A 19,561-nucleotide genomic window follows, 5' to 3' on the forward strand; every position below is an offset into this window, starting at 1 on the left:
GTGTTCAAAATCGGTGAATTCTCCAAGCTGACGCAAGTATCCATCCGGATGCTGCGCTACTATGATGAAACAGGACTTTTAAAACCCGAACAGACGAATCCGTACACGGGATACCGCATGTATTCTGCCGATCAGATCCCGCTCCTCAATAAAATCCTGTTCCTGAGGGACAGCGGTTTTAATGTGACGGAAATCTCTGAGGCCCTGAAACACAGCTCTTCTGATTTCATTCTCAGGCAGTTTGAAAGAAAACAGGCAGAAATAAAAGAAAACATTTTATCAGAACAGGCGAAACTAAAAAAAATCGAATTGGCTCAAAAAAATATCCTGTCGGATAAAAATGAGATGCATTATCAGGTCTCTCTAAAGTCAGTCCCCAGCTATCATGTCCTCTCACTGAGAAAAATCATACCAGATTATTATGCTGAAAGCAAGCTGTGGCAGGAAATGTCCCGTTTCGTGACAAAGCATAGGATATCGGTTTCCCAGGATACCTTTTCCATCTATCACGATCCGGATTATCGGGAAAAGGACGTCGATGTAGAATTATGCGCTCTGACGGAAAAAACAGGAGACAATCGTGAAGGGTTCGTTTACCGTGAAACAGAACCGGTGCCTGTCATGGCCTGTTCCATGGTATACGGCCCTTTCGAAAACATCGCCGGCGCCTATCTTTCAATGGCGGATTGGCTTCAGAAGCACAGCCTCTACCGCATGACCGGACAGAGCAGGCAGATTGTACACCGGGGCCCCTGGAATGAAAACAACTCCCGGAACTATCTGACAGAAATCCAGATACCTCTGGAAGAAACCACTTGACTCTCCCACCGTGTCATGGTTTACACTCCATTTAGAAGCAGACAAGAAATGGAGGAATTTATGATGAAACAATTATTGATAAACCCAATCGGCCGGATCCGTGTCCGTGATGAAGTCATGTCCCTGGAACTGGACAAGCAGTTCATCCCCGCTTTAACAGCTTTGGACGGATTCTCCCATTTAAACGCCCTGTGGTGGTTTAGTGACTTTGATACAAAAGAAGCCAGGCAGACTCTCAAGGTAACTAAACCGTATAAAAGATCCCCCGAGATTATGGGAATCTTCGCCACAAGAGCGCCTGTGCGCCCGAATCCAATCGCGTTGTCCACCGCAGGAATTCTTCATATTGACTATGAAAAGGGCATTATCTTACTGGATTATATCGATGCTTTTGACAACACGCCCCTTCTGGACATCAAGCCATATACTCCGAGCCTTGACCGCGTGGACACGCCCGAACTGCCGCAATGGTGCCGCCACTGGCCGCAGAGCATCGAACAGTCAGGTGAATTTGACTGGGAAAATGAGTTCAATTTTTAAATACATCCGCAGCTTTTAACGGCTGCGGATGTCCTGTTTTCTCCTCACGAATAGTTATCGCCCTTTCGATTAATACTAACGAAGAAAATGGAATAAACAGTTTGTCTAAAACATCGTTCCGAATAAAAATTCAACAGGAGGAAAACGCATATGACTGTAAAATACCAGGAAGCAGAAAGCCTTCCCATGAACGCCCTCAGCGAGATTCCCACGCCCAACGCCGATGCCAAAAAGATCACGGGGCTGGTAAAGCACAGCGGTAAGATTTCAGGATATCAGCTGTCCGACGGACGGATCGTGAACAAAGCGGAAGGAGTAGAGCTTGCGAAGCAGGGAGAAATCCAGGGAGTCGGAATTTCTTCACGAAACGGCAATGAGTATCTGAAGTCACTTCCTGACGATACAGAAAGCAATAATTTGGGAAATCTCCCCACTGTGACCAATTAAGGTTCACCGTCAAACGAGCTGTCGCCATAACGATTATAAATCGTAAAGGCGGCAGCTCTTCTTGATACATTGCCCATATTAACGAAAACTGATATAATTAAGCAGTGATAGTTCAAACTACAGATTGGGCGGAGGTGCCAGAGCATGCTGAATTTCTTTACATTGGAACCGAAAGAGTTTGCAGAGTTATCCAGAGATATTTTACAGAAAATAGTCAAAAAAACTCTTTATTTGACGGATGGTCCCTATGATGAAGGTATTGATTTTACGGATAATCCTCAAAACTCCAGAATCATAGGTCAGGCTAAGAATTTTATTCTCACCCCCATAGATAAATTGATGCGTAAATTGGAAGAGGAAAAAGAACGTGTGAGCAAGCTGCAGCCAGAAGCCTATTATTTGTTCTTGCCAAAAAATCTCACTCGGAAGCGTCTGGAAAAAATCGTAAACTTATTTAATCCAGTCACAAGGTTTGATTTTGAACATATTTTTACTCTTGGTAAAATGGATGAACTGCTTCAAAAAAAGGAATATAGAGATATCCTTGAGAAACACCCGAAACTTTGGAACTTTTCCATGGATATCCTCAGCAGAGCGCTATATAAAAATATTGATTTTGACACACGGGAAATGCTCTTGAATATCCAATCATTCAGTGAATTTGTGCCTACGGAGAGTTATTGCGCGTGCATTGAACTGCTGGAGCAGGATCACGCAGTCCTGCTGCAGGGTGCGCCGGGTACAGGAAAAACTGTGATCTCGCGCCGGATTGCTTTGGAACTGGCACAGCAGGGATATCAGGTCCACTATACGACAGACGGAAACTTGCGTGATATAAAGGGCATCCTCTCGCAGGATGACACGCCGGAACTGATCCTGCTGGACGATTTTCTGGGACAAATGTACGTAACACTTGATCCAGGCAAAGCCGGTGAGCTTGAGACACTGCTGCATTTTGTCCAGCGCAGCAAACATAAGCGGATTCTCCTAAACTCACGTATTACGGTTCTGCAGGAAGCTGAACGGAGCATACCTCTCTTCACCCGGATTTTTTCAAACCTCAAAAAAATCAATGTTGACGAACTGACAGAATATGAAAAAGCCCGCATACTCCACAACACTCTGAAAAAGCAGTGCGGTGACTGCCCAAAGGTCTTTCGTTACATTGCTTCCGAGGGACGATACTGGAATATTATTCATCACCGCAACTTTAATCCGCGTATCATCGGTATGATAGCCGCCATGACAGCAAACCTGTCCGATCCAAAAGACTTATATGACCGTCTGCTGGAACTGCTCAATGATCCGGCAAATATCTGGGCGCAGGAGTTTGAGCAAAATCTCCGCCCAGAGGATCGGCTCCTATTGACGACCCTATATTCCCTGACAAATACGAACGTGGATTTCGCTCTATTGGAAGCATGTTACGCCGCACGAATCAGAACCATGCCGGAAATCGATAAAACGGTCAACCAGGCAGAAAACGCACTGAGGCGTCTGAATCGTTCCATGCTTCGGCAGACCTGGGATGAGACGCGGAAAATATCAGTGATGAATCCTTCTGTCAATGACTTTCTGTCCCAATACATACGGAAGCACCCGTTGGAACAGGAGGCTATTATCGCCTCAGCAGTCTATTTCGAACAGATATATAAGCTCATGCATGGAAATTCCATACAAAATATTCTAAACTCTCCGGCACTGCTTGCACTGGTAGAACAAAAGTTTGAAGATCATTCACTCCTCAATCTGCGTTTCCAGGATGATACATATTTGGGCAATATTCTGGCTTATCAATGCATTGTACGGCAGCCCTTGCTGGATGACGTGTACCGCGACAAATTAATCAGCCTTCTCCGGCAGGGAGCTGTCGATAACTATCGCCCGTTTTTACTGAACGGCTGTCTGTCCTATATTCTGCCGCTGTTTTCAAAACCGCTGTTTTCCTACTATCAAATGGAGCGTAATTTGACAGACAACGGTTTTGTAGATAGTTTGATGCAAAGCGCTCAAGATTCTAACGAACTGCTCCAGGTGCTGTCTCTCATCTGGTCTGTATTTTCTAATCCGGTACAAAAATATGACTATGATCTTTCGTACTTCCGGCAAAAAGCCGCGGAGTATACAGAAAACCAATTGCTGGACGAGGTTGGTGATTTTAATACGTTTTGTATACAAAAATACGACCGATCGAAATTTGACCATTTAGTGCGGGAGATTCCCGCGGATATGCCCATAGAGGATGTCATTGATTATTTTGAATATGAATTGAGTTCATTTCTGGAAGACGATCTGACTGATCAATTTGTAGAGTGCGTGATTCGCAGCATTCAAGATGTACTAGAAGCACAGCCATGGTTTGATGGAAAAATCAGTATTGACCGGGATATTGTACTGATTGATCAAGATATCTGGGGTAGAGCAGAAATTATGATCGATAATGCGATGTACGATTGTTTACCACGGGAGACATACGACACTTATACTGCTCAACGACGAGAAGCCAGTGATAATCTGCGCCTGGAGCGTAGCAGCATGGAATATTGGAATAATACAGAAAAGGAAAACCAAGATCTACAAATCTGCTCTCTGTTTACAGAGTAAAAACCAAATCAAAACAAAAACACTATGTTCAGATCATAGAGGAATAATATGAAAATTGACCGTTTGATCGGCATCATTACAATTTTGCTGCAACAGGACAAAATAACGGCGCCGGAACTGGCAGAGAGGTTCGAAGTCTCCAGGAGGACCATAAACAGAGATATTGAAGACATCTGCAAAGCTGGAATCCCCCTCATTACCACCCAGGGATATGGAGGAGGTATTTCCATTGACGACAGATACAAAATAGACAGATCCTTCTTTACAGATGAGGAACTGCAGACAATCTTTACTGGATTAAAGGGAATCGACAGCGTATCAAAAACCTCATATTTGAAAACTCTCCTTGAAAAGCTCTCGGACAAAGAAAACCGCATGATATCAGAAGATATTATAATCCTTGACCTGGCATCCCATTATCAGAAACCGCTCACGAAAAAAATAGAACTCATAAAATATGCGATCCGGGAACGGCGTATTCTCTCTTTCCATTACTATTACTCAAAAGGAGAACAGCAAAAAAGAATCGAGCCCTATCATCTGATCTTCAAATGGTCTTCCTGGTATGTCTTCGGCTACTGTCCGGACAGACAAGGCTACCGCCTTTTTAAGCTGAACCGGCTTTGGGAGCTGCAGGTTATGGAAGAAACATATTCAGTCAGAACCATACCAGAAAAGGAATTGAAGCTTGATGACTATTTCACGTCTGGTTCCATACATTTAAAAGCCCTGTTCGCTCCCAGTGAAAAATACCGGCTGATAGAAGAATACGGCATCGAATGCTTTTCTTCCACTGAAAGCGGCGAACTGCTTCTGGAGCGCGATTTTGTAAACTATGAAAATATGCGTGAATGGATATTCAGCTTTGGTGATAAGGTACGTATCATGGAGCCTGGCCAACTGAAAACCGACCGAAAAAATCAGGCCGAACGGATCCTGCAAATGGATTAAATGACGTCAGGAGCCTTTTCCCGGACGGATATACTTCTGAAGAAGCTGAATCACCAGCGCGGTATCGATCGGCTTGATCACATGGCCGTTCATTCCACAGGCGGCACTCTTTTGAATGTCTTCTGAAAAAGCATCAGCGGTCATTGCGATGATCGGGATATCGGAATCCACCCGGCCTGAAGCCCGAATCGCTTTTGCCGCCGCATAGCCGTCCATTACCGGCATACGGATATCCATTAAGACCGCATCATAAAAACCAGGCTCTGACTGATCGTACTTTTGTACGCATATCTGTCCATTTTCCGCCCGTTCAATTTCCAATCCATATTCAGAAAGAAGCATATCGGCAATCTCCCAGTTGAGGTCATTGTCTTCTGCCAGCAAAATACGCCTTCCGCCAAGTTCAGGCTTATATAGTTCTTCCGCCTTCATAGCATCTGACGAAACTCCCATGTAATGGCTCAGCGTATGAAACAGAGTCGATTTAAACAACGGCTTTGCAATAAAACCACTTATGCCCGCAGCATCCGCTTCTTCTTCAATATCCCCCCATTCATAAGCGGAAATGAGCAGAATCGGAATCTCGCCTCCAATCTTCCGGCGGAGCTGTCTTGCGGTCTGCAGGCCGTCCAGTCCCGGCATTTTCCAATCCAAAAGGATGATCTGGTATTCATCCCCGGTTTCCTGGCGTGCCTGGACCATCCGAAGCGCGCTCTCCCCGCCAGATGCCCATTCTGAAACAGCGCCAAGCTCTTTCAGGGCAGAAGCCGCACTCCGGCAGAGCTGCTCATCATCGTCCACCACAAGGATATTCCATTCGGGGAGGACCATATCTTCTTCCAGCATCTGAGCCTTCTCCACATCGATCGTAACATGGAATTCACTCCCGGCACCCGGCTCACTGTCTACCTCAATGGTTCCTTCCATGGCATCGACAATATATTTAGTGATCGCCATTCCAAGACCGGTTCCCTCTGTTCTGTTCACCTGGCTGCTGCTTTCCCGTTCAAAAGCCTCAAACAGCCGCTCCTTGAATTCTTTCGACATTCCGATTCCCGTATCTTTCACATAGAAATGGATCCGGATAAAAGTGTCCTTCTTCGGAGACGGCTCCTCCCGCATGGTCAGATGAACGGTCCCGCCCTCCGGCGTGAACTTGACCGAATTGGACAGCAGGTTTAAAAGGACCTGATTCAGCCGCACCCCGTCGCAGAGCACTTCCTCTGTATGAACATCCTGAAGAAACACATCAAACTGCTGATTTTTCATCTTAATCTGTGGCTGAACGATATTGACAATACTGTCCACAGTCTCCCGAAGGGATATCTGCTCCAGATTCAGTGTCAGCTTCCCGCTCTCGATTTTCGACATATCCAGCACATCGTTGATAAGCCCCAGCAGATGCTTACTGGAAAAGGTAATCTTCTGCAGACAGTCCTTTACCTGTTCCGTTTTCTCCAGATTTGCCGAAGCTATGGCTGTCATTCCTACGATCGCATTCATCGGAGTGCGGATATCATGACTCATGTTTGACAGGAACTCACTCTTGGCGTGATTTGCGCTGTCCGCCTTCTTTCTGGCCTCCTTCAGCGCCGTCAGCTGCCGCTGTGACATCCGGAAGTAAAGGAAAAAGATGATCAGCAAAGTGATCATGATCAGACCGCTCCCTGCGAGAGTGGTGACTATCCGCTGTCTTCCGAGAGTAAGTATGGGTTCCTCCAAAGTCCCGTATGGCATCACCGATACCAGATACCAGTCAGAATGAGGCAGTGGAGTAAAATAGGTATTCCGGCGTTCCCCATCGATTTCCACTACAACCGAATAATCCTCTTCTCCCGCAATCGCCTCTTTCATTTCCTGCACCATTTCCTGCGGCGTTTTTCCATCAATTCCCTTCTGGGATAATATCCGTTCAAAATAAGAATCCTCTCCGGCATCTGCATTCCGCAGGATAAAGCGGCCGTCTTTCCGGATAAAATGGGAATAGACCAGTGTCTCTCCGATATCCAGGGAAAGACTCTCCCCAACGTATTTCATAGGAAGTCCGGCTACCAAGGCCAAAGACGATGTACCACCTTCCATGGAATAAGAGGCCGGCACTCCCAGCAAAAGCAGCATCTCTCCGGATTCTGTAACTCCAGCCGCCACCTTTTTTTCTCCGTGGTTCAGAGAATCGATAAAGTCCGCTTCATCAATGATCTCAACCGTTTCTCCCCGGAGCACATCATTTTTCCCATCCTCAGCATAAAGACTCAAATATGTAAAGCTATTATTTTCACCGCCTGCATCTAACCTTATCCGTGTTCCGCCAGCGCTGTCTGAGAGCCCGGAAGAAACCTGTTCGATAATCCCTTCTGCCTCAGACAGATGCAGATCGATCAGCAGATTAAAATGCAGCTTGAGCTGCGTGCTCATCTGAGACATATATATTGTCCCTACCTTATGGAGTGCCTCACTGCTCTGGCGCACCATATATGTGGTGATCCATACAAATACACCGATACAGAGAGTAAGGGCGCTGATCAGACTGATCCATAAAAAACGCAGCGTGCTTTTTTTCATGGGGAAAGTTCTCCTTAATATTAAAATTTATCGTATAAGATGGCCCCACCGGCTATAAATTGCCTGCGTGCGGCCATTGTGTAAATCTTTTATCCTATATCTGGTACTACTATACCACAATCTCCGTTGGCTTCGCAACCGATATTGTCCCGGATATATGCAGAAAGCAAATTGACAAAGCAGGAGGACCGAAAACGATAACGGCCGGATGAGCCGGCTCATACAAATTTTCTGGCTATGCCTTTATCAGTAAAAAAAACCTCAAACCCATGTGAAGGTTAAAAAAACAGCTCTCCCCAATGGGAAAGCTGTTCTTTTTCTTTAAAATGCGGATGGTGGGACTTGAACCCACACGAGGTCGCCCCCGTCAGATTTTGAGTCTGATGCGTCTGCCATTCCGCCACATCCGCGTGACTTCTCAAGCCGAGATTTATTGTAGCATATCCCCATTTATTATGCAAGTATTTTTTCCGCAGTCCCCCGTTGACGGCTGGGATTTTCATTGTTAAAATGGATGATAGAATCTGGACAAGCAGAAAGGAACCCCTATGAATCCCACAGAAACAGTACTCTTATATAATTTTTCCGGCACCGATACCGGACAAAAGCTCAAATCTGTCCTCTTACAGATGCGTGTCCGCATCAAACTTGTGGAGCCGGACCAATATCTGGAGCCCATTGGCTGGCTGGCCGGGATCAAAGCCATCCCTCCCACAGGAGAAGTCTATAAAGGCAGCGGCTTTCCGGAACAAATGCTGGTCATGCGCGGCTTCACCGGAAACAGGATCGATGAGCTTTTACAGCTTCTTCGCCGGTACGAAATACCCCCTATCCTTCTAAAGGCTGTAGTCACCGAACACAACAAGTACTGGAATTCTCTCGAACTCCACGAAGAACTGCAAAAGGAACACGCGGCTATGCAGGCCCGTTCCGAGCAATCTGATGGAAACTGAAATATCGCTGTACATTTGCCGGCTGCCGTTAAGCAGCCGGTCATTTTTATTTTCCCTGTTTTAATGAAATTCATCTGCTATAGCTTCTGATTATATCTGCAATATCATATTCTTATATGTTCACAACACAATTTTCTCCTCTTTTTCTTGTATTTCCAGCCCAAAGATGGTATGATTTTATGGAATTTTTATAATTTCTTTATATTTGCAACATACTTAAGCATTTTTTATAGAAAGGGCTCTGTTTCGTTATGATGAAAGATGATGAGTTCACCCGTCGGCTCCGTTCTTACTATGAAGCTAATTATAACTTAGCGGAAGACCATACCATCGGCAATATGTCCTATGATCTGTACGCCGCCTTTTCCATGAGTAATTCCCGCTATGTTCTGGTCAGGCGCGCGGAGCTATGGCGCTCCGAATGTAAAGAGCATGTATTTTTTATCCGCCGGGAGCACATCTCACCGGAACTGATATCCGCATTCCGGGAACAGCTGGTCTCCCATATTGAACCGGATCTGGTGCGGGAGGGAAATGCCTGTCCGCCCAAGGATCATATGTATACATACGTAACGGTGATCTTCATCGAAGAATGTGGCTTTTCCGAAGAAGCAAAAAAAGCGCTCCGGCATTTAAAATTCCACAAAAATTACCGGCTTGCCATCCGCGGCTTCTGCCAGCTTCGTACCGTCGGATTCGATCTGTCCGCAAAAAAAGTGTATGGAAACCCTGCTGCAAGGGATTTGGTCAAAGAATATAAAAAGATCTTCAAATGATCTTTTTGTAGAATAAAATCCATTCATAACATAAAACAAGGGAGGAAAAAATAATGAGTGGTATAGCAATTTTAGGTGTTGCCATCGCAGTCTTTCTGATTGCCTATGTAACCTATGGTTCATGGCTGGCAAAGCAATGGGGCGTGGAGCCGTCCAGAAAGACCCCCGCCCATACAGAAGAAGACGGTGTCGATTTTGTGCCGGCCAAGGCTCCGATCCTTTTGGGACATCACTTCTCTTCCATCGCCGGGGCGGGTCCCATAAACGGCCCTATCCAGGCTGCAATTTTCGGCTGGGTTCCCGTACTGTTATGGATTGTCATCGGCGGTATCTTTTTTGGAGCGGTACAGGATTTCTCGTCTCTGTTCGCTTCCATCCGTCATAAGGGAAAATCTCTTGGCGAAGTTATTGAAGAAAACATCAGCACCAAAGCAAAAGTCTGTTTCACCGTATTTGCGTGGCTGGTCCTGATCCTGGTCGTGGCCGCCTTTGCGGATATTGTAGCAGGTACCTTCGCCGGTGTAGCCGCTGATCCTGCGGATGCCGCCGCCGTATCTGCCGCCAATGCCAACGGCTCTGTGGCCACAGCCTCCATGCTGTTTATACCGCTGGCCGTCATGTTCGGATTCATGAACCGGAAAAATCTGAATCTGTTGATTTCCACTGTCATCGGTGTGGTGCTTCTGGCCGTCTGCATCGTGGCCGGCCTTAATTTTCCGCTCCATGTGTCCAAAAATGTATGGCTGTTTATCGTATTTGCCTATATTTTTGTCGCATCTGTGGCTCCCGTGTGGATTCTCCTGCAGCCCAGGGATTATCTGAACAGCTTTTTACTGTACTTCATGATCATTGCCGCTATCATCGGCATCTTTGGCACCAACCCCAATGTACAGCTGAGCGCGTTCACCGGATGGAATATCAACGGGCAGACTCTGTTCCCCTTCTTATTCATCACAGTGGCCTGCGGAGCCGTATCCGGCTTCCACAGTCTCATCAGCTCCGGCACCACCTCCAAGCAGCTCAACAGCGAAAAGGATGCCAAGCTCATCGGTTATGGTTCCATGCTGATCGAATGTGTCCTGGCCGTGATCGCACTGGTAGCTGTCGGCTATCTGACCGCGGACGGCGCGTATACGAGCATCGGCACCCCGCCGAAAGTATTTGCAACTGCCATCAGTACCTTCTTCGCGAATATGGGAATGGGAGACAAGGCGGTGAGCACCGTACATACCATCATCCTGCTGGCCATCTCCGCCTTTGCCCTGACTTCCCTGGATACGGCTACCAGACTCGGCCGCTTCCTCTTCCAGGAGCTCTTTGCCACTAAAAAGGACGGAAGCAAGAATATACTCGGGAACATGTATGTGGCGACCATTATCACAATTGCCGCCGCCGGGCTTCTGACCATCGCCGGATACAGCAAAATCTGGGCATTGTTCGGCGCCTGCAATCAGCTGGTGGCTGTGCCTGCGTTTCTGGCCGTGGCATGCTGGCTTAAAAAAATCGGCAGAAACCACAAGATGTTTTATTTCCCGATGTTCTTCATGCTTGCCGCAACCCTGTCCTCTTTGGTCATCACCTTCATAAACAACATAAAGAAGCTGATTGACGGAACCGGGACGTTCCTGGTAGAAGGGCTTCAGGACATTCTGGTAGTACCGATCGTCGTACTGGCCATCATAATGGTGATCGACGGCTTCAAAGTCCTGTTTGGAAAGACAAAACAGCAGGCATAAATCACAGTATAGAAAAAAGTGTCTCCACGGAATCATTCCCGGAGGCACTTTTTAGTTATTGAATATAATTTCCATGTTTATTTCGTTTTCAAGAACACATAATAGTCTTCCTCCGACATTTCCCTGCAGAAATGATAGCCCAGACCATCAAATCTCATCATCTCCTCCGGTCTATCCACCTGATTTTCCGCAAGAAAGCGGACCATTTCCCCTCTGGCCATTTTCACCTGTGTTCCTGTTTCCATTACCTGGTTTCCGCGTCTTTCCCCGAACCGGCAGGTGAGAACGTGAAGCTTTCCAGACCGGCCGGAAGTCCGGCTTCCTTTCGTCAGATATTGCGTAATACAGCGGCTGTATTCCTGCGAGGCCAGATTTAAAATCAAATCGTCCTCCTTGGAAACCTCTTCAAAAAGCTTTCTGCCCCAAAACTCATAGAGGTTCTTTTTCCCCGAAACTTCTGCTCTTGCCTGCATTTCCAGACGATAAGGCACCACGCCGTCCAAAGGCTTCAGAACGCCATAAAATCCGGAAAGGATCCGGAGACGCTCCTGGATATATTTCCAGCCCTCCGCTTCAAAAACAACAGGCGCCATATACTGATACTGGATTCCCTCATACGCAAGAAGAGCCGGCGTCAGGCGGCGCTTTAAGTCCATGGTCTTTAACCGCCCGTAATTGAGTTCAGCGATTTTGTCATTACAGCGCCAGAGCTTTTTTGCCTCCTCAAAAGACAGCGACCTCATATATCGGAGGAGTATATCCGCCTCTTCCAGAAATACCGGACAGCTGCAAACCTCCAGGCTGTCCATGTCTTCTTTCATTTTTTTAGCAGGAGAAATAATGATCTTCATATTGTCATTCCAGGCAAAGAAACGCCGCCAGGTTTCCCCGTCTGCCCCCGGACGCCCTGTGAGAAAATAAAAACTCCGGATTACAGCAGGTACATATATCTGTTACGGCAAGATGCTCCGGCAGGATACCGGAATCCAGCAGGATCAGACGGTTCGCCTCCCACAGATCCAGCTGGAATTTGCCGTCCGGTTTTTCATCCAGCAGCCGCTCATCCGCCAGTTCTCCGAAAGCCCTCCGGAATTCCTCCGCCACATCCAGGCTCACCTCGTAACAGCTGCGGCAGATACTGGGCCCTACACAGGCCAGTACCTCCTCCGGCCGGCTGCCGAAAGCTTCCCGCATCCTCTCCAGAGTATGGCGGCCCATCCGGTCTTTTGTCCCCCTCCAGCCGGAATGAGAAAGGCCGATAGCCCTGTTGACCGGATCGACAAAGTATAAGGGCACACAGTCCGCATAAAAAGTGACCAGAGGAAGTCCGCGCACATTCGTTATCAATCCGTCCACATCTGAATAGGGAAGCGGACGGATAATGCCGTTTCCCGCGTCGGCCTCTGTAACTACTCTGACATTCGTCGTATGAGTCTGCTGAGACAAGACCATCCGCTCCATGGGCATTTCCAGAGCTTCCGCCATGCGCCGGTAATTCTCCATTACCTTCTGCCTGGCCTCTCCCCGATGAAACCCCAGGTTCATGGATGCACACACCCCCTCGCTGACTCCTCCCAAACGGGTGGAAAAGCCATGTTTCACAAGCCCTGATTCTTCCAGCAAAGGAAAGCTTAAAAACGGAATTCCTTTCCGTATACGGCACTGAATTTCCTGTTCCTTCTCTCCGGCCTTCCTGTTCCACAATATCGTCTGCTCAGAAGATGTTCCGCACATCATCCCGCACTCCTTTCCTAATATGTCCAAAAGGCGTCTTCAATGATTCGGATCCGTTCCCCTTCCATGGATACCACATCAAACCGGCAGGGGACCGACAGTCCATACCCATGGGTCTTCATGTAAAATTCCGCCGTTTTTCTTATGACCGTCTGTTTCCTTACGTCTACGGCCTCCTCCGGATATCCCGTCCCCGCGTTTTTTCTGTACTTGACCTCAATGAACACCAGATAGCCCCTGTGCCTGGCTATGATGTCGATTTCTCCCAGCTGGCACCGGAAATTCCTCTCCAATATCCGATAACCGGAACTGCACAATATCCTGGCCGCCAGCTCCTCATACCTGGCTCCTATTTGCCGACGGTTCAAACACCCACTCCTTTTCGGTATCCTTGTCTCCGGCGCAACCGGCCCCGATCACAGCAGATTCTTTAAAAAGCTTCTCCTGTGTATGGGCGTCATCCCATATTTCCGAACGGCGGCGATGTGCTCCGCCGAACCATAACCCTTGTGGCCGGCAAAACCATATTCCGGATAAAGCTTGTCATATTCCCGCATCATCCTGTCCCTGCTCACCTTCGCGATAATACTGGCGGCTGCTATGGACAGGCTCTTCGCGTCTCCTTTGATGATCGGCACCTGCCGCACAGACCCGGGAAGGCCGGGAATCGTGACCGCATCGTTGAGACTCACATCCGGACAGGGCGAGAGCTCCGCGACCGCATTCCGCATCGCTTCATAAGTCGCCTGAAGAATGTTGATCTCATCAATCCTTCCCGGTCCTATGATTCCAACCCCTACGCTTATGGCCTGGTCCATGATCTCATCATACAGCATCTCTCTTTTCTTTTCGGAAAGCTTCTTCGAATCGTTGACGTAAAGGATCTTGCAGTCCTCCGGAAGGATCACCGCCGCAGCCGCCACCGGCCCCGCCAGAGGTCCCCGTCCGGCCTCGTCGATTCCGCAGATGACTCCAAACCTCCGGTACTTCCGTTCATAAGACAGCATGGAATCCAGCCGGTCGTATTCTGCCCGCAAGAGCATCTGCTTTTTTTCCACAGACTCCGCCAGCTTCCTGACGCCGGCTCTCTCATCCTTTTTATAAAACGCAAGCAATGCGGGTAAATCCGCATTGCCTGCCTGTTCAAGCTGTATTTTTATCTCCTGTATGGTCATATAACTCTCCTACTGTATATCAAATCATGCTATCGATGGCTGATAAATCCAATCTTATTAAGAGGCCAGATACGCAGCCACGCCTTGCCCACGATCTGGCTCCGCTTCACATTGGCCACCGCAGGGTCCCTGCTGTCGGAGCTGTCATTCCGGTTGTCCCCCATGACAAAATATTCGTCTTCACCGAGGGTGATAGGCTGTGCCGCTCTTTTTGCGTCCTGGATGGGCTCCAGGCCATAATCCTCTTCCAGTATCTCACCATTGATATAAATATCGCTGCCGATGATCTGCACCGTCTCACCAGGCAGGCCGATCACACGTTTGATATAAAAGGTGTCCTTTTTATGAGTGAAGCGGAAAACCACAATATCAAACCTCTCCGGCTCATGAAACCGGTAGCTGAGCTTCTCAAGGATCAGATTATCGCCGTCACTCAACGTATTATACATGGAATTACCTGATACCCTCGTCCGCTGCCCGACAAAAGTAATGATCAAAAAAGTGATGCCGAAAACAATCGCCGCGTAGATCAGGAGATTTATGATATCCCGCAGCACATTCTTTTCTTCCTTCTTTGCCTTCCGCTTTTCTTCTCTTTCTTTTTCCTGGTCAAGGGCTTTCAGTGTCTCTTCAAGCTTTTCGTCTTCCCAGTCCTGTCTGTTCTCTTCCATAATGGATACCTGCCTAATCTGGAAGCTCGAGGGTAATCCTGCCCAGTCTTCCGCATCTGAAATCTTCGATTACCATCCTGGCCGCTTTCCCATAGTCCAGCTCGCTGCCTTTAAGAAGACAGTTCCGCAGCCTTGCCACTTCTGCCAGGATCTCCGCCGGCCCTTTCCCGTATGCTTCCTCCGGAAGCTGATAACGTTCCTTAAGCGCCTCCGGATACCGCGCGCTCAAACAATCCAGAAGCCTCATGGAAAGCTCATCAGTATTCAGGATATCATCTTTGATGGATCCCAGCATCGCCAGCCTGATTCCAACCTCCTGGTCTTCAAACTTCGGCCACAGGATACCAGGCGTATCCAGGAGCTCCACATCCTTGCTGAGGCGAATCCACTGGTTTCCTCTTGTGACGCCCGGTCTATTACCGGTCTTGGCACAGGCCCGTCCGGCATACGAATTGATGAACGTGGACTTGCCCACATTGGGGATTCCCACCACCATGGCCCTGACTGGACGATTCTTAATACCTCTGCGCCGGTCTCTCTCTATTTTTTCCCTGCATGCAGAAAGAATGGCTGCCTGAATGGGCTTCATATCCGCCCGTCTCCTGGCATCCACCTGAACCACAGTGCATCCTTTATCCTCAAAATATATCTCCCACGCCTTATTGGCGCGGGCATCCGCCAGATCCGCCTTATTCAGGATGATCAGACGGGCTTTCTGGCGCCCCAGCTCATCGATATCCGGATTCCGGCTGGATAAGGGGGCCCTCGCATCCAAAAGCTCTATCACCAGGTCCACGAGCTTTATATCTTCCTGCATGGCGCGCCTGGCCTTTGTCATATGTCCTGGATACCACTGAACCTGCATATTATTTCCTCTGTCCTATCTGTTTATTTCCGGCGGCCTTCTTTTAAAATCTTCATTTTATGAATCCGAACCGGCTGAACGGAGACATCCTGAGCCAGAGCTTCCCTTTGATCTGACTGATATGGACGTTCCCTACGTTTGCAAAGCGGCTGTCCTCACTGGTTTCCGGATTGTCTCCCAGGACAAAATACTCGTCCTTCTTAAGCTCTACGGCTGTCTCAGCCAGTCCCGGCAGCGCGATGGCTCCCGCCTTTTCTCCCAGCTCTGCCTCTTTTCCATTGACATACAGCTTTCCGCCCTGGATCTGTATGGTCTCTCCCGGAAGCCCTACGATCCGCTTGATATAGGTCTTCGTGTCATCCCCCATGTTCTGAAAAGCCACCACGTCCATCCGCTTCGGCTTTGAGAAATTATACCACAATTTATCCAGTAAAACAACATCTCCGGTCTGCAGGGTCGGCTCCATAGAGCGTCCGGACATGGTGATCTTCGTTCCGAACATCATCACGGCAAATAAAGCCAGTGTGATCACTGCCACGATGTCCACGCCCCAGCTCAAAAGCGTTTTCAGCCTGCCCTGCCCCGCCCCATTATCCTGATAGTACGAACGCAATGCAAAATCCCTCCGTGCGTTTTTCTGCAAAACTCCCATGAGAAATAATTTTTCCGAAAAAGCAGGAAAAGGGACAAGATACGAAAGTATTTGTCCCCTCAAAGTCCCATGATGATATTATTTCCGATCAGCGAACCAGCTCTTTAACCTTGGCCGCCTTACCTACTCTGTCTCTTAAGTAGAACAGCTTAGCCCTTCTTACTTTACCTCTTCTGATAACTTCAATCTTCTCTACGAAGGGAGAATGTACCGGCCATGTTTTTTCTACGCCGATACCATTGGAATTTTTTCTCACGGTAAAGGTTTCTTTTGAACCGCCGTTCTGCCTCTTGATCACGGTTCCCTCAAAAACCTGGATTCTCTCGCGGGCGCCCTCTTTGATCTTATTGTATACCTTTACGGTATCGCCTACGCGAAAAGCATCTACAGACTCTTTCATCTGGCCTGCCTCAATGGATCTGATAATGTCGTTCATTTGCGACCTCCTTATGATTGTTGGATGTTCTTAATACGCGTCGGTAACAGAGGACCATCTCTTATCTTTCACAACTGTTGCATTTTATCATATTTTAGCCTGAAAATCAAGCGTTTTCAGCAGCTCTTTTTCTTTTTCACTCAAATCCGCGAAAGGCAGCAGATCCGGTCGGAATTTCGCCGTGCGGATCACGGACTGCTCTCTGCGCCATTTGTCTATGTTTCCGTGATGGCCGGAAAGCAACACTTCCGGCACGCTCTTTTCCATGAACGTTTCCGGCCTGGTATACTGAGGATATTCCAAAAGGCTATCGTGGAACGTCTCAAATTCCGCCGATACATCGTTGCTCAGGACTCCGGGCACCAGCCTGGAAATGCAGTCAATCATGACCATGGCAGGCAGCTCGCCTCCCGTCAGTACGTAATCTCCAATGGAAACGTAATCAGTGACAATAAGCTCCAGCACCCGTTCGTCTATGCCTTCATAATGGCCGCATAAAAACACCAGATCCTCTTCCTTCGAATATTCCTCCGCCAGGGACTGGCTGAATACCCGTCCCTGGGGCGTAAGATAGATTACCCTCGGCCGCTTTCCCAACCTGTCCGAAAGAGCCTGATAGGCCCCATACACCGGGCCCGGCTGCATCACCATGCCGGCTCCGCCTCCATAGGGGTAATCATCCACCCGCATATGCTTATTTTCCGCATAATCTCGGATATCAATGGCCTCAATATGGAGAAGTCCCTTTTCCTCAGCCCTCCCGATGATGCTGGTATGCAAACCGTTAAGGACCATCTGGGGAAACAGTGTCAATACGTGATAATTCATGGTATATCTCCTACATCTCTAACTATACACAAGGGCGTCCCTTGTAATACCTTTCAAATAAATTTTTTCTGTCTGAATTACAAGGCAAGAGGAAATCCGATTCCATCCAGGCGGCTCGCTGGCAGCCGTAACCAGGATCTTTACGGCCTCCAGTCAGTCCTTTTCAACTGACATGGATAAATTGATATTTTTCCATGGCAGATTCCAACAAAAATCCGCATGATATGCGATTTTTGCCTCCCTGCGGCCGGGAAGATTCTGCTAACGCCTTTGCGGCGCTTGCCTTACGATGGAATCATGAAAGGGAAGTCATCCGAAACAGTGCGGCAGAAATGGCACCAGCAGAAAGATTCCGGACCAGCCTAAAGGTGAGCGCCGCAGGGCAGAGGCCGGTGTTCCCCATGCAGAGGGAGACAGAAACGAAAAATACTGGTTCCGTTTCTGAGCGAACCGGAGACAGGAAATCATAAAGATTTCATGCCGACATGTGAGCGGTACTCCCGGAGCGGGGATAAAGCGGCCACTGCATCGCCAGCGAACCGAAACCGTGACGGTCCGGAACTTCTGCCGGTGTCTAACTGGGGCTTGATTAGAGCTTACTAAAAATGATTCCGAAAAGTATTTTGTATCATACCCAAGGGTATCCCTTAATTTATGCCCTCCGGGCGGGCGCACTTCGTGCGGCAAGGTATGGCTTATAAATCCAGAAGTCCGTCCATCACATGGACCAGAATCTCGCCTTTTTCCAGATTCACATTGAGGACACACTCATCGATCACAGGAAGCAGCAGTTCCTTTCCGTTCTCCATCGTTACCTCATAGACATCATTGGCTCCCGTCTGCAGCACATCCTTAAGGACTCCCAGCGTACCGCCTTCGTCGGTCACCACCGGCAGGCCGATAAGATCAGCGATAAAGTATTCCCCCTCCTGCAGAGGAACCGCGTTCTCCCTCGTCACCCAAAGCTCCGCGCCCTTATATTTTTCCACATCATTGATATCGTCGATTCCCTTAAATTTAAGGATCACAAACTGCTTAAAAAATTTAACATGCTCTATTTCCAGTTCCCTGGTCTCCCGCTTTGCCTCCAGAATCACCTGCTTTAACGCCAGAAAACGTGACGCGTCATCCGTCGTAGGAAACACCTTCACCTCGCCGCGGATTCCGTGGGTGGATGAAATCACGCCTACCCGAAACCTTGATACCATAAATCCCTCCTGAATCATGAACAGCAGACACTGCAAAAGACGCCTTAATCCTAAAAATGCCAACGGCCGCCTCAGAATAATCTGCGGCAGCCGCTTCTGTCTGCTTCTTTACTGAATTTCCAGAACTGCTTTTTTGTCTTCTCTGGAGGCCGCCGCTTTCACCACACAGCGGATCGCTTTCGCAATCCTGCCCTGCTTGCCGATCACCTTGCCCATATCAGACGGGTCAACGGTCAGCTCAAGTACGGTTTCCTTGCCGTCTTCCTTTTCCGTAACGGAAACGGAGTCCGGATTATCCACCAGAGCTTTCGCAATCACTTCTACTAATTCTTTCATCGCCATACCTCCAGTCCGGATTATTTCTCAATACCGGCGATCTTCAGAAGCTTTGCAACGGTATCAGTAGGCTGTGCGCCTGTGGATAACCACTTCTTTGCTAACTCCTCGTCGATTTTGATTACGCTGGGGTCCTTAGTAGGGTCATAGTATCCGATTTCCTCAATAAATCTGCCATCTCTGGGAGATCTGGAATCTGCAACGATCACTCTATAAAAAGGTGCCTTTTTCTGACCCATTCTCTTTAATCTCATCTTTACTGCCATGT

22 protein-coding genes and 1 tRNA gene are annotated in these 19,561 nt (G+C 48.2%); 9 read left to right on the forward strand and 14 right to left on the reverse strand.

What is annotated here, in order from left to right; all coding sequences use genetic code 11:
* The 5 genes from H9Q78_RS01725 to H9Q78_RS01745 all read left to right on the forward strand — a co-directional run bounded on the left by H9Q78_RS01725 (position 1) and on the right by H9Q78_RS01745 (position 5,361).
* Entirely contained in the window at positions 1 to 819 is an 819-nt protein-coding gene (locus H9Q78_RS01725; RefSeq protein WP_249303261.1) for a MerR family transcriptional regulator, read from the forward strand.
* Positions 820 to 882: 63 nt separating this feature from the next.
* Positions 883 to 1,359, forward strand: coding sequence for an SAM-dependent methyltransferase (locus H9Q78_RS01730; RefSeq protein WP_249304693.1), 477 nt, complete (start codon positions 883 to 885; stop codon positions 1,357 to 1,359).
* A gap of 150 nt (positions 1,360 to 1,509) precedes the next feature.
* Entirely contained in the window at positions 1,510 to 1,806 is a 297-nt protein-coding gene (locus H9Q78_RS01735) for a DUF3892 domain-containing protein (protein ID WP_147596437.1), read from the forward strand.
* Between the two features lie 144 nt (positions 1,807 to 1,950).
* A complete protein-coding gene (locus H9Q78_RS01740) occupies positions 1,951 to 4,410 on the forward strand; it encodes an nSTAND3 domain-containing NTPase (RefSeq protein ID WP_249303265.1) in 2,460 nt (819 codons plus the stop codon).
* A gap of 48 nt (positions 4,411 to 4,458) precedes the next feature.
* Positions 4,459 to 5,361: a helix-turn-helix transcriptional regulator gene (locus H9Q78_RS01745; protein WP_249303267.1), complete on the forward strand. Its 903-nt coding sequence runs from the start codon at positions 4,459 to 4,461 to the stop codon at positions 5,359 to 5,361.
* Between the two features lie 6 nt (positions 5,362 to 5,367).
* On the opposite strand, the gene H9Q78_RS01750 is transcribed toward H9Q78_RS01745, so the two are convergent.
* Together H9Q78_RS01750 and H9Q78_RS01755 are read right to left on the reverse strand one after the other, a co-directional pair.
* Positions 5,368 to 7,923, reverse strand: coding sequence for a response regulator (locus H9Q78_RS01750; protein WP_249303269.1), 2,556 nt, complete (start codon positions 7,921 to 7,923; stop codon positions 5,368 to 5,370).
* 327 nt (positions 7,924 to 8,250) lie between these two features.
* A tRNA-Leu gene (locus H9Q78_RS01755) sits at positions 8,251 to 8,333 on the reverse strand.
* Positions 8,334 to 8,471: 138 nt separating this feature from the next.
* Here H9Q78_RS01755 and H9Q78_RS01760 point away from each other — a divergent pair.
* The 3 genes from H9Q78_RS01760 to H9Q78_RS01770 all read left to right on the forward strand — a co-directional run bounded on the left by H9Q78_RS01760 (position 8,472) and on the right by H9Q78_RS01770 (position 11,388).
* Positions 8,472 to 8,876: a DUF3783 domain-containing protein gene (locus H9Q78_RS01760; RefSeq protein ID WP_249303270.1), complete on the forward strand. Its 405-nt coding sequence runs from the start codon at positions 8,472 to 8,474 to the stop codon at positions 8,874 to 8,876.
* 251 nt (positions 8,877 to 9,127) lie between these two features.
* A complete protein-coding gene (locus tag H9Q78_RS01765) occupies positions 9,128 to 9,652 on the forward strand; it encodes a hypothetical protein (protein ID WP_249303271.1) in 525 nt (174 codons plus the stop codon).
* A 53-nt stretch (positions 9,653 to 9,705) separates the two neighbouring features.
* A complete protein-coding gene (locus H9Q78_RS01770) occupies positions 9,706 to 11,388 on the forward strand; it encodes a carbon starvation CstA family protein (protein ID WP_249303272.1) in 1,683 nt (560 codons plus the stop codon).
* 77 nt (positions 11,389 to 11,465) lie between these two features.
* Here H9Q78_RS01770 and yaaA read toward each other — a convergent pair whose 3' ends face one another.
* The 9 genes from yaaA to trmD form a co-directional block, all read right to left on the reverse strand.
* The gene (gene yaaA / locus H9Q78_RS01775; RefSeq protein ID WP_249303273.1) at positions 11,466 to 12,239 is read right to left on the reverse strand and encodes a peroxide stress protein YaaA; all 774 of its coding nucleotides are present in this window, start codon (positions 12,237 to 12,239) and stop codon (positions 11,466 to 11,468) included.
* Between the two features lie 4 nt (positions 12,240 to 12,243).
* The gene (gene pgeF, locus H9Q78_RS01780) at positions 12,244 to 13,125 is read right to left on the reverse strand and encodes a peptidoglycan editing factor PgeF (protein WP_249303275.1); all 882 of its coding nucleotides are present in this window, start codon (positions 13,123 to 13,125) and stop codon (positions 12,244 to 12,246) included.
* Positions 13,126 to 13,139: 14 nt separating this feature from the next.
* Positions 13,140 to 13,490: a YraN family protein gene (locus tag H9Q78_RS01785; RefSeq protein ID WP_249303276.1), complete on the reverse strand. Its 351-nt coding sequence runs from the start codon at positions 13,488 to 13,490 to the stop codon at positions 13,140 to 13,142.
* A 48-nt stretch (positions 13,491 to 13,538) separates the two neighbouring features.
* Positions 13,539 to 14,297 carry a ribonuclease HII gene (locus H9Q78_RS01790; protein ID WP_249303277.1) on the reverse strand — a complete coding sequence of 253 codons (759 nt, stop codon included), beginning with the start codon at positions 14,295 to 14,297 and terminating at the stop codon, positions 13,539 to 13,541.
* 29 nt (positions 14,298 to 14,326) lie between these two features.
* Positions 14,327 to 14,968 (reverse strand): signal peptidase I, encoded by a 642-nt coding sequence (gene lepB, locus H9Q78_RS01795; RefSeq protein WP_249303279.1) that lies wholly within the window; start codon positions 14,966 to 14,968, stop codon positions 14,327 to 14,329.
* 13 nt (positions 14,969 to 14,981) lie between these two features.
* Positions 14,982 to 15,833, reverse strand: coding sequence for a ribosome biogenesis GTPase YlqF (gene ylqF, locus H9Q78_RS01800; RefSeq protein WP_249303280.1), 852 nt, complete (start codon positions 15,831 to 15,833; stop codon positions 14,982 to 14,984).
* 52 nt (positions 15,834 to 15,885) lie between these two features.
* Positions 15,886 to 16,446, reverse strand: a complete 561-nt coding sequence (lepB, locus tag H9Q78_RS01805; protein ID WP_249303281.1) for a signal peptidase I — start codon at positions 16,444 to 16,446, stop codon at positions 15,886 to 15,888.
* Positions 16,447 to 16,573: 127 nt separating this feature from the next.
* On the reverse strand, positions 16,574 to 16,921 hold the full coding sequence (gene rplS / locus H9Q78_RS01810; protein WP_147596450.1) for a 50S ribosomal protein L19: 348 nt from the start codon (positions 16,919 to 16,921) through the stop codon (positions 16,574 to 16,576).
* Between the two features lie 87 nt (positions 16,922 to 17,008).
* Positions 17,009 to 17,749, reverse strand: coding sequence for a tRNA (guanosine(37)-N1)-methyltransferase TrmD (gene trmD, locus H9Q78_RS01815; protein ID WP_249303282.1), 741 nt, complete (start codon positions 17,747 to 17,749; stop codon positions 17,009 to 17,011).
* A gap of 332 nt (positions 17,750 to 18,081) precedes the next feature.
* Between trmD and H9Q78_RS01820 the strand changes: the two genes are divergently transcribed.
* The gene (locus H9Q78_RS01820) at positions 18,082 to 18,219 is read left to right on the forward strand and encodes a hypothetical protein (RefSeq protein WP_249303283.1); all 138 of its coding nucleotides are present in this window, start codon (positions 18,082 to 18,084) and stop codon (positions 18,217 to 18,219) included.
* Between the two features lie 225 nt (positions 18,220 to 18,444).
* On the opposite strand, the gene rimM is transcribed toward H9Q78_RS01820, so the two are convergent.
* The 3 genes from rimM to rpsP all read right to left on the reverse strand — a co-directional run bounded on the left by rimM (position 18,445) and on the right by rpsP (position 19,559).
* Positions 18,445 to 18,957: a ribosome maturation factor RimM gene (rimM, locus tag H9Q78_RS01825; protein WP_249303285.1), complete on the reverse strand. Its 513-nt coding sequence runs from the start codon at positions 18,955 to 18,957 to the stop codon at positions 18,445 to 18,447.
* 108 nt (positions 18,958 to 19,065) lie between these two features.
* A complete protein-coding gene (locus H9Q78_RS01830; RefSeq protein WP_147596454.1) occupies positions 19,066 to 19,293 on the reverse strand; it encodes a KH domain-containing protein in 228 nt (75 codons plus the stop codon).
* Between the two features lie 20 nt (positions 19,294 to 19,313).
* Positions 19,314 to 19,559, reverse strand: coding sequence for a 30S ribosomal protein S16 (gene rpsP / locus H9Q78_RS01835; protein ID WP_147596455.1), 246 nt, complete (start codon positions 19,557 to 19,559; stop codon positions 19,314 to 19,316).
* Positions 19,560 to 19,561: the final 2 nt, after the last annotated feature.

This window comes from Qiania dongpingensis (assembly GCF_014337195.1).
In the GTDB taxonomy this organism is placed as follows: domain Bacteria; phylum Bacillota; class Clostridia; order Lachnospirales; family Lachnospiraceae; genus Lientehia; species Lientehia dongpingensis.

What these genes read in the sequence shown, in the direction of transcription:
- H9Q78_RS01730 (WP_249304693.1), top strand. Translation starts at nt 883, where the DNA reads ATGAAACAATTATTGATAAACCCAATCGGCCGGATCCGTGTCCGTGAT.
- H9Q78_RS01735 (WP_147596437.1), top strand. Translation starts at nt 1,510, where the DNA reads ATGACTGTAAAATACCAGGAAGCAGAAAGCCTTCCCATGAACGCCCTC.
- H9Q78_RS01740 (WP_249303265.1), top strand. Translation starts at nt 1,951, where the DNA reads ATGCTGAATTTCTTTACATTGGAACCGAAAGAGTTTGCAGAGTTATCC.
- H9Q78_RS01745 (WP_249303267.1), top strand. Translation starts at nt 4,459, where the DNA reads ATGAAAATTGACCGTTTGATCGGCATCATTACAATTTTGCTGCAACAG.
- H9Q78_RS01750 (WP_249303269.1), bottom strand. Translation starts at nt 7,923, where the DNA reads ATGAAAAAAAGCACGCTGCGTTTTTTATGGATCAGTCTGATCAGCGCC.
- H9Q78_RS01760 (WP_249303270.1), top strand. Translation starts at nt 8,472, where the DNA reads ATGAATCCCACAGAAACAGTACTCTTATATAATTTTTCCGGCACCGAT.
- H9Q78_RS01765 (WP_249303271.1), top strand. Translation starts at nt 9,128, where the DNA reads ATGATGAAAGATGATGAGTTCACCCGTCGGCTCCGTTCTTACTATGAA.
- H9Q78_RS01770 (WP_249303272.1), top strand. Translation starts at nt 9,706, where the DNA reads ATGAGTGGTATAGCAATTTTAGGTGTTGCCATCGCAGTCTTTCTGATT.
- yaaA (WP_249303273.1), bottom strand. Translation starts at nt 12,239, where the DNA reads ATGAAGATCATTATTTCTCCTGCTAAAAAAATGAAAGAAGACATGGAC.
- pgeF (WP_249303275.1), bottom strand. Translation starts at nt 13,125, where the DNA reads ATGATGTGCGGAACATCTTCTGAGCAGACGATATTGTGGAACAGGAAG.
- H9Q78_RS01790 (WP_249303277.1), bottom strand. Translation starts at nt 14,297, where the DNA reads ATGACCATACAGGAGATAAAAATACAGCTTGAACAGGCAGGCAATGCG.
- lepB (WP_249303279.1), bottom strand. Translation starts at nt 14,968, where the DNA reads ATGGAAGAGAACAGACAGGACTGGGAAGACGAAAAGCTTGAAGAGACA.
- ylqF (WP_249303280.1), bottom strand. Translation starts at nt 15,833, where the DNA reads ATGCAGGTTCAGTGGTATCCAGGACATATGACAAAGGCCAGGCGCGCC.
- rplS (WP_147596450.1), bottom strand. Translation starts at nt 16,921, where the DNA reads ATGAACGACATTATCAGATCCATTGAGGCAGGCCAGATGAAAGAGTCT.
- trmD (WP_249303282.1), bottom strand. Translation starts at nt 17,749, where the DNA reads ATGAATTATCACGTATTGACACTGTTTCCCCAGATGGTCCTTAACGGT.
- H9Q78_RS01820 (WP_249303283.1), top strand. Translation starts at nt 18,082, where the DNA reads ATGGCACCAGCAGAAAGATTCCGGACCAGCCTAAAGGTGAGCGCCGCA.
- rimM (WP_249303285.1), bottom strand. Translation starts at nt 18,957, where the DNA reads ATGGTATCAAGGTTTCGGGTAGGCGTGATTTCATCCACCCACGGAATC.
- H9Q78_RS01830 (WP_147596454.1), bottom strand. Translation starts at nt 19,293, where the DNA reads ATGAAAGAATTAGTAGAAGTGATTGCGAAAGCTCTGGTGGATAATCCG.
- rpsP (WP_147596455.1), bottom strand. Translation starts at nt 19,559, where the DNA reads ATGGCAGTAAAGATGAGATTAAAGAGAATGGGTCAGAAAAAGGCACCT.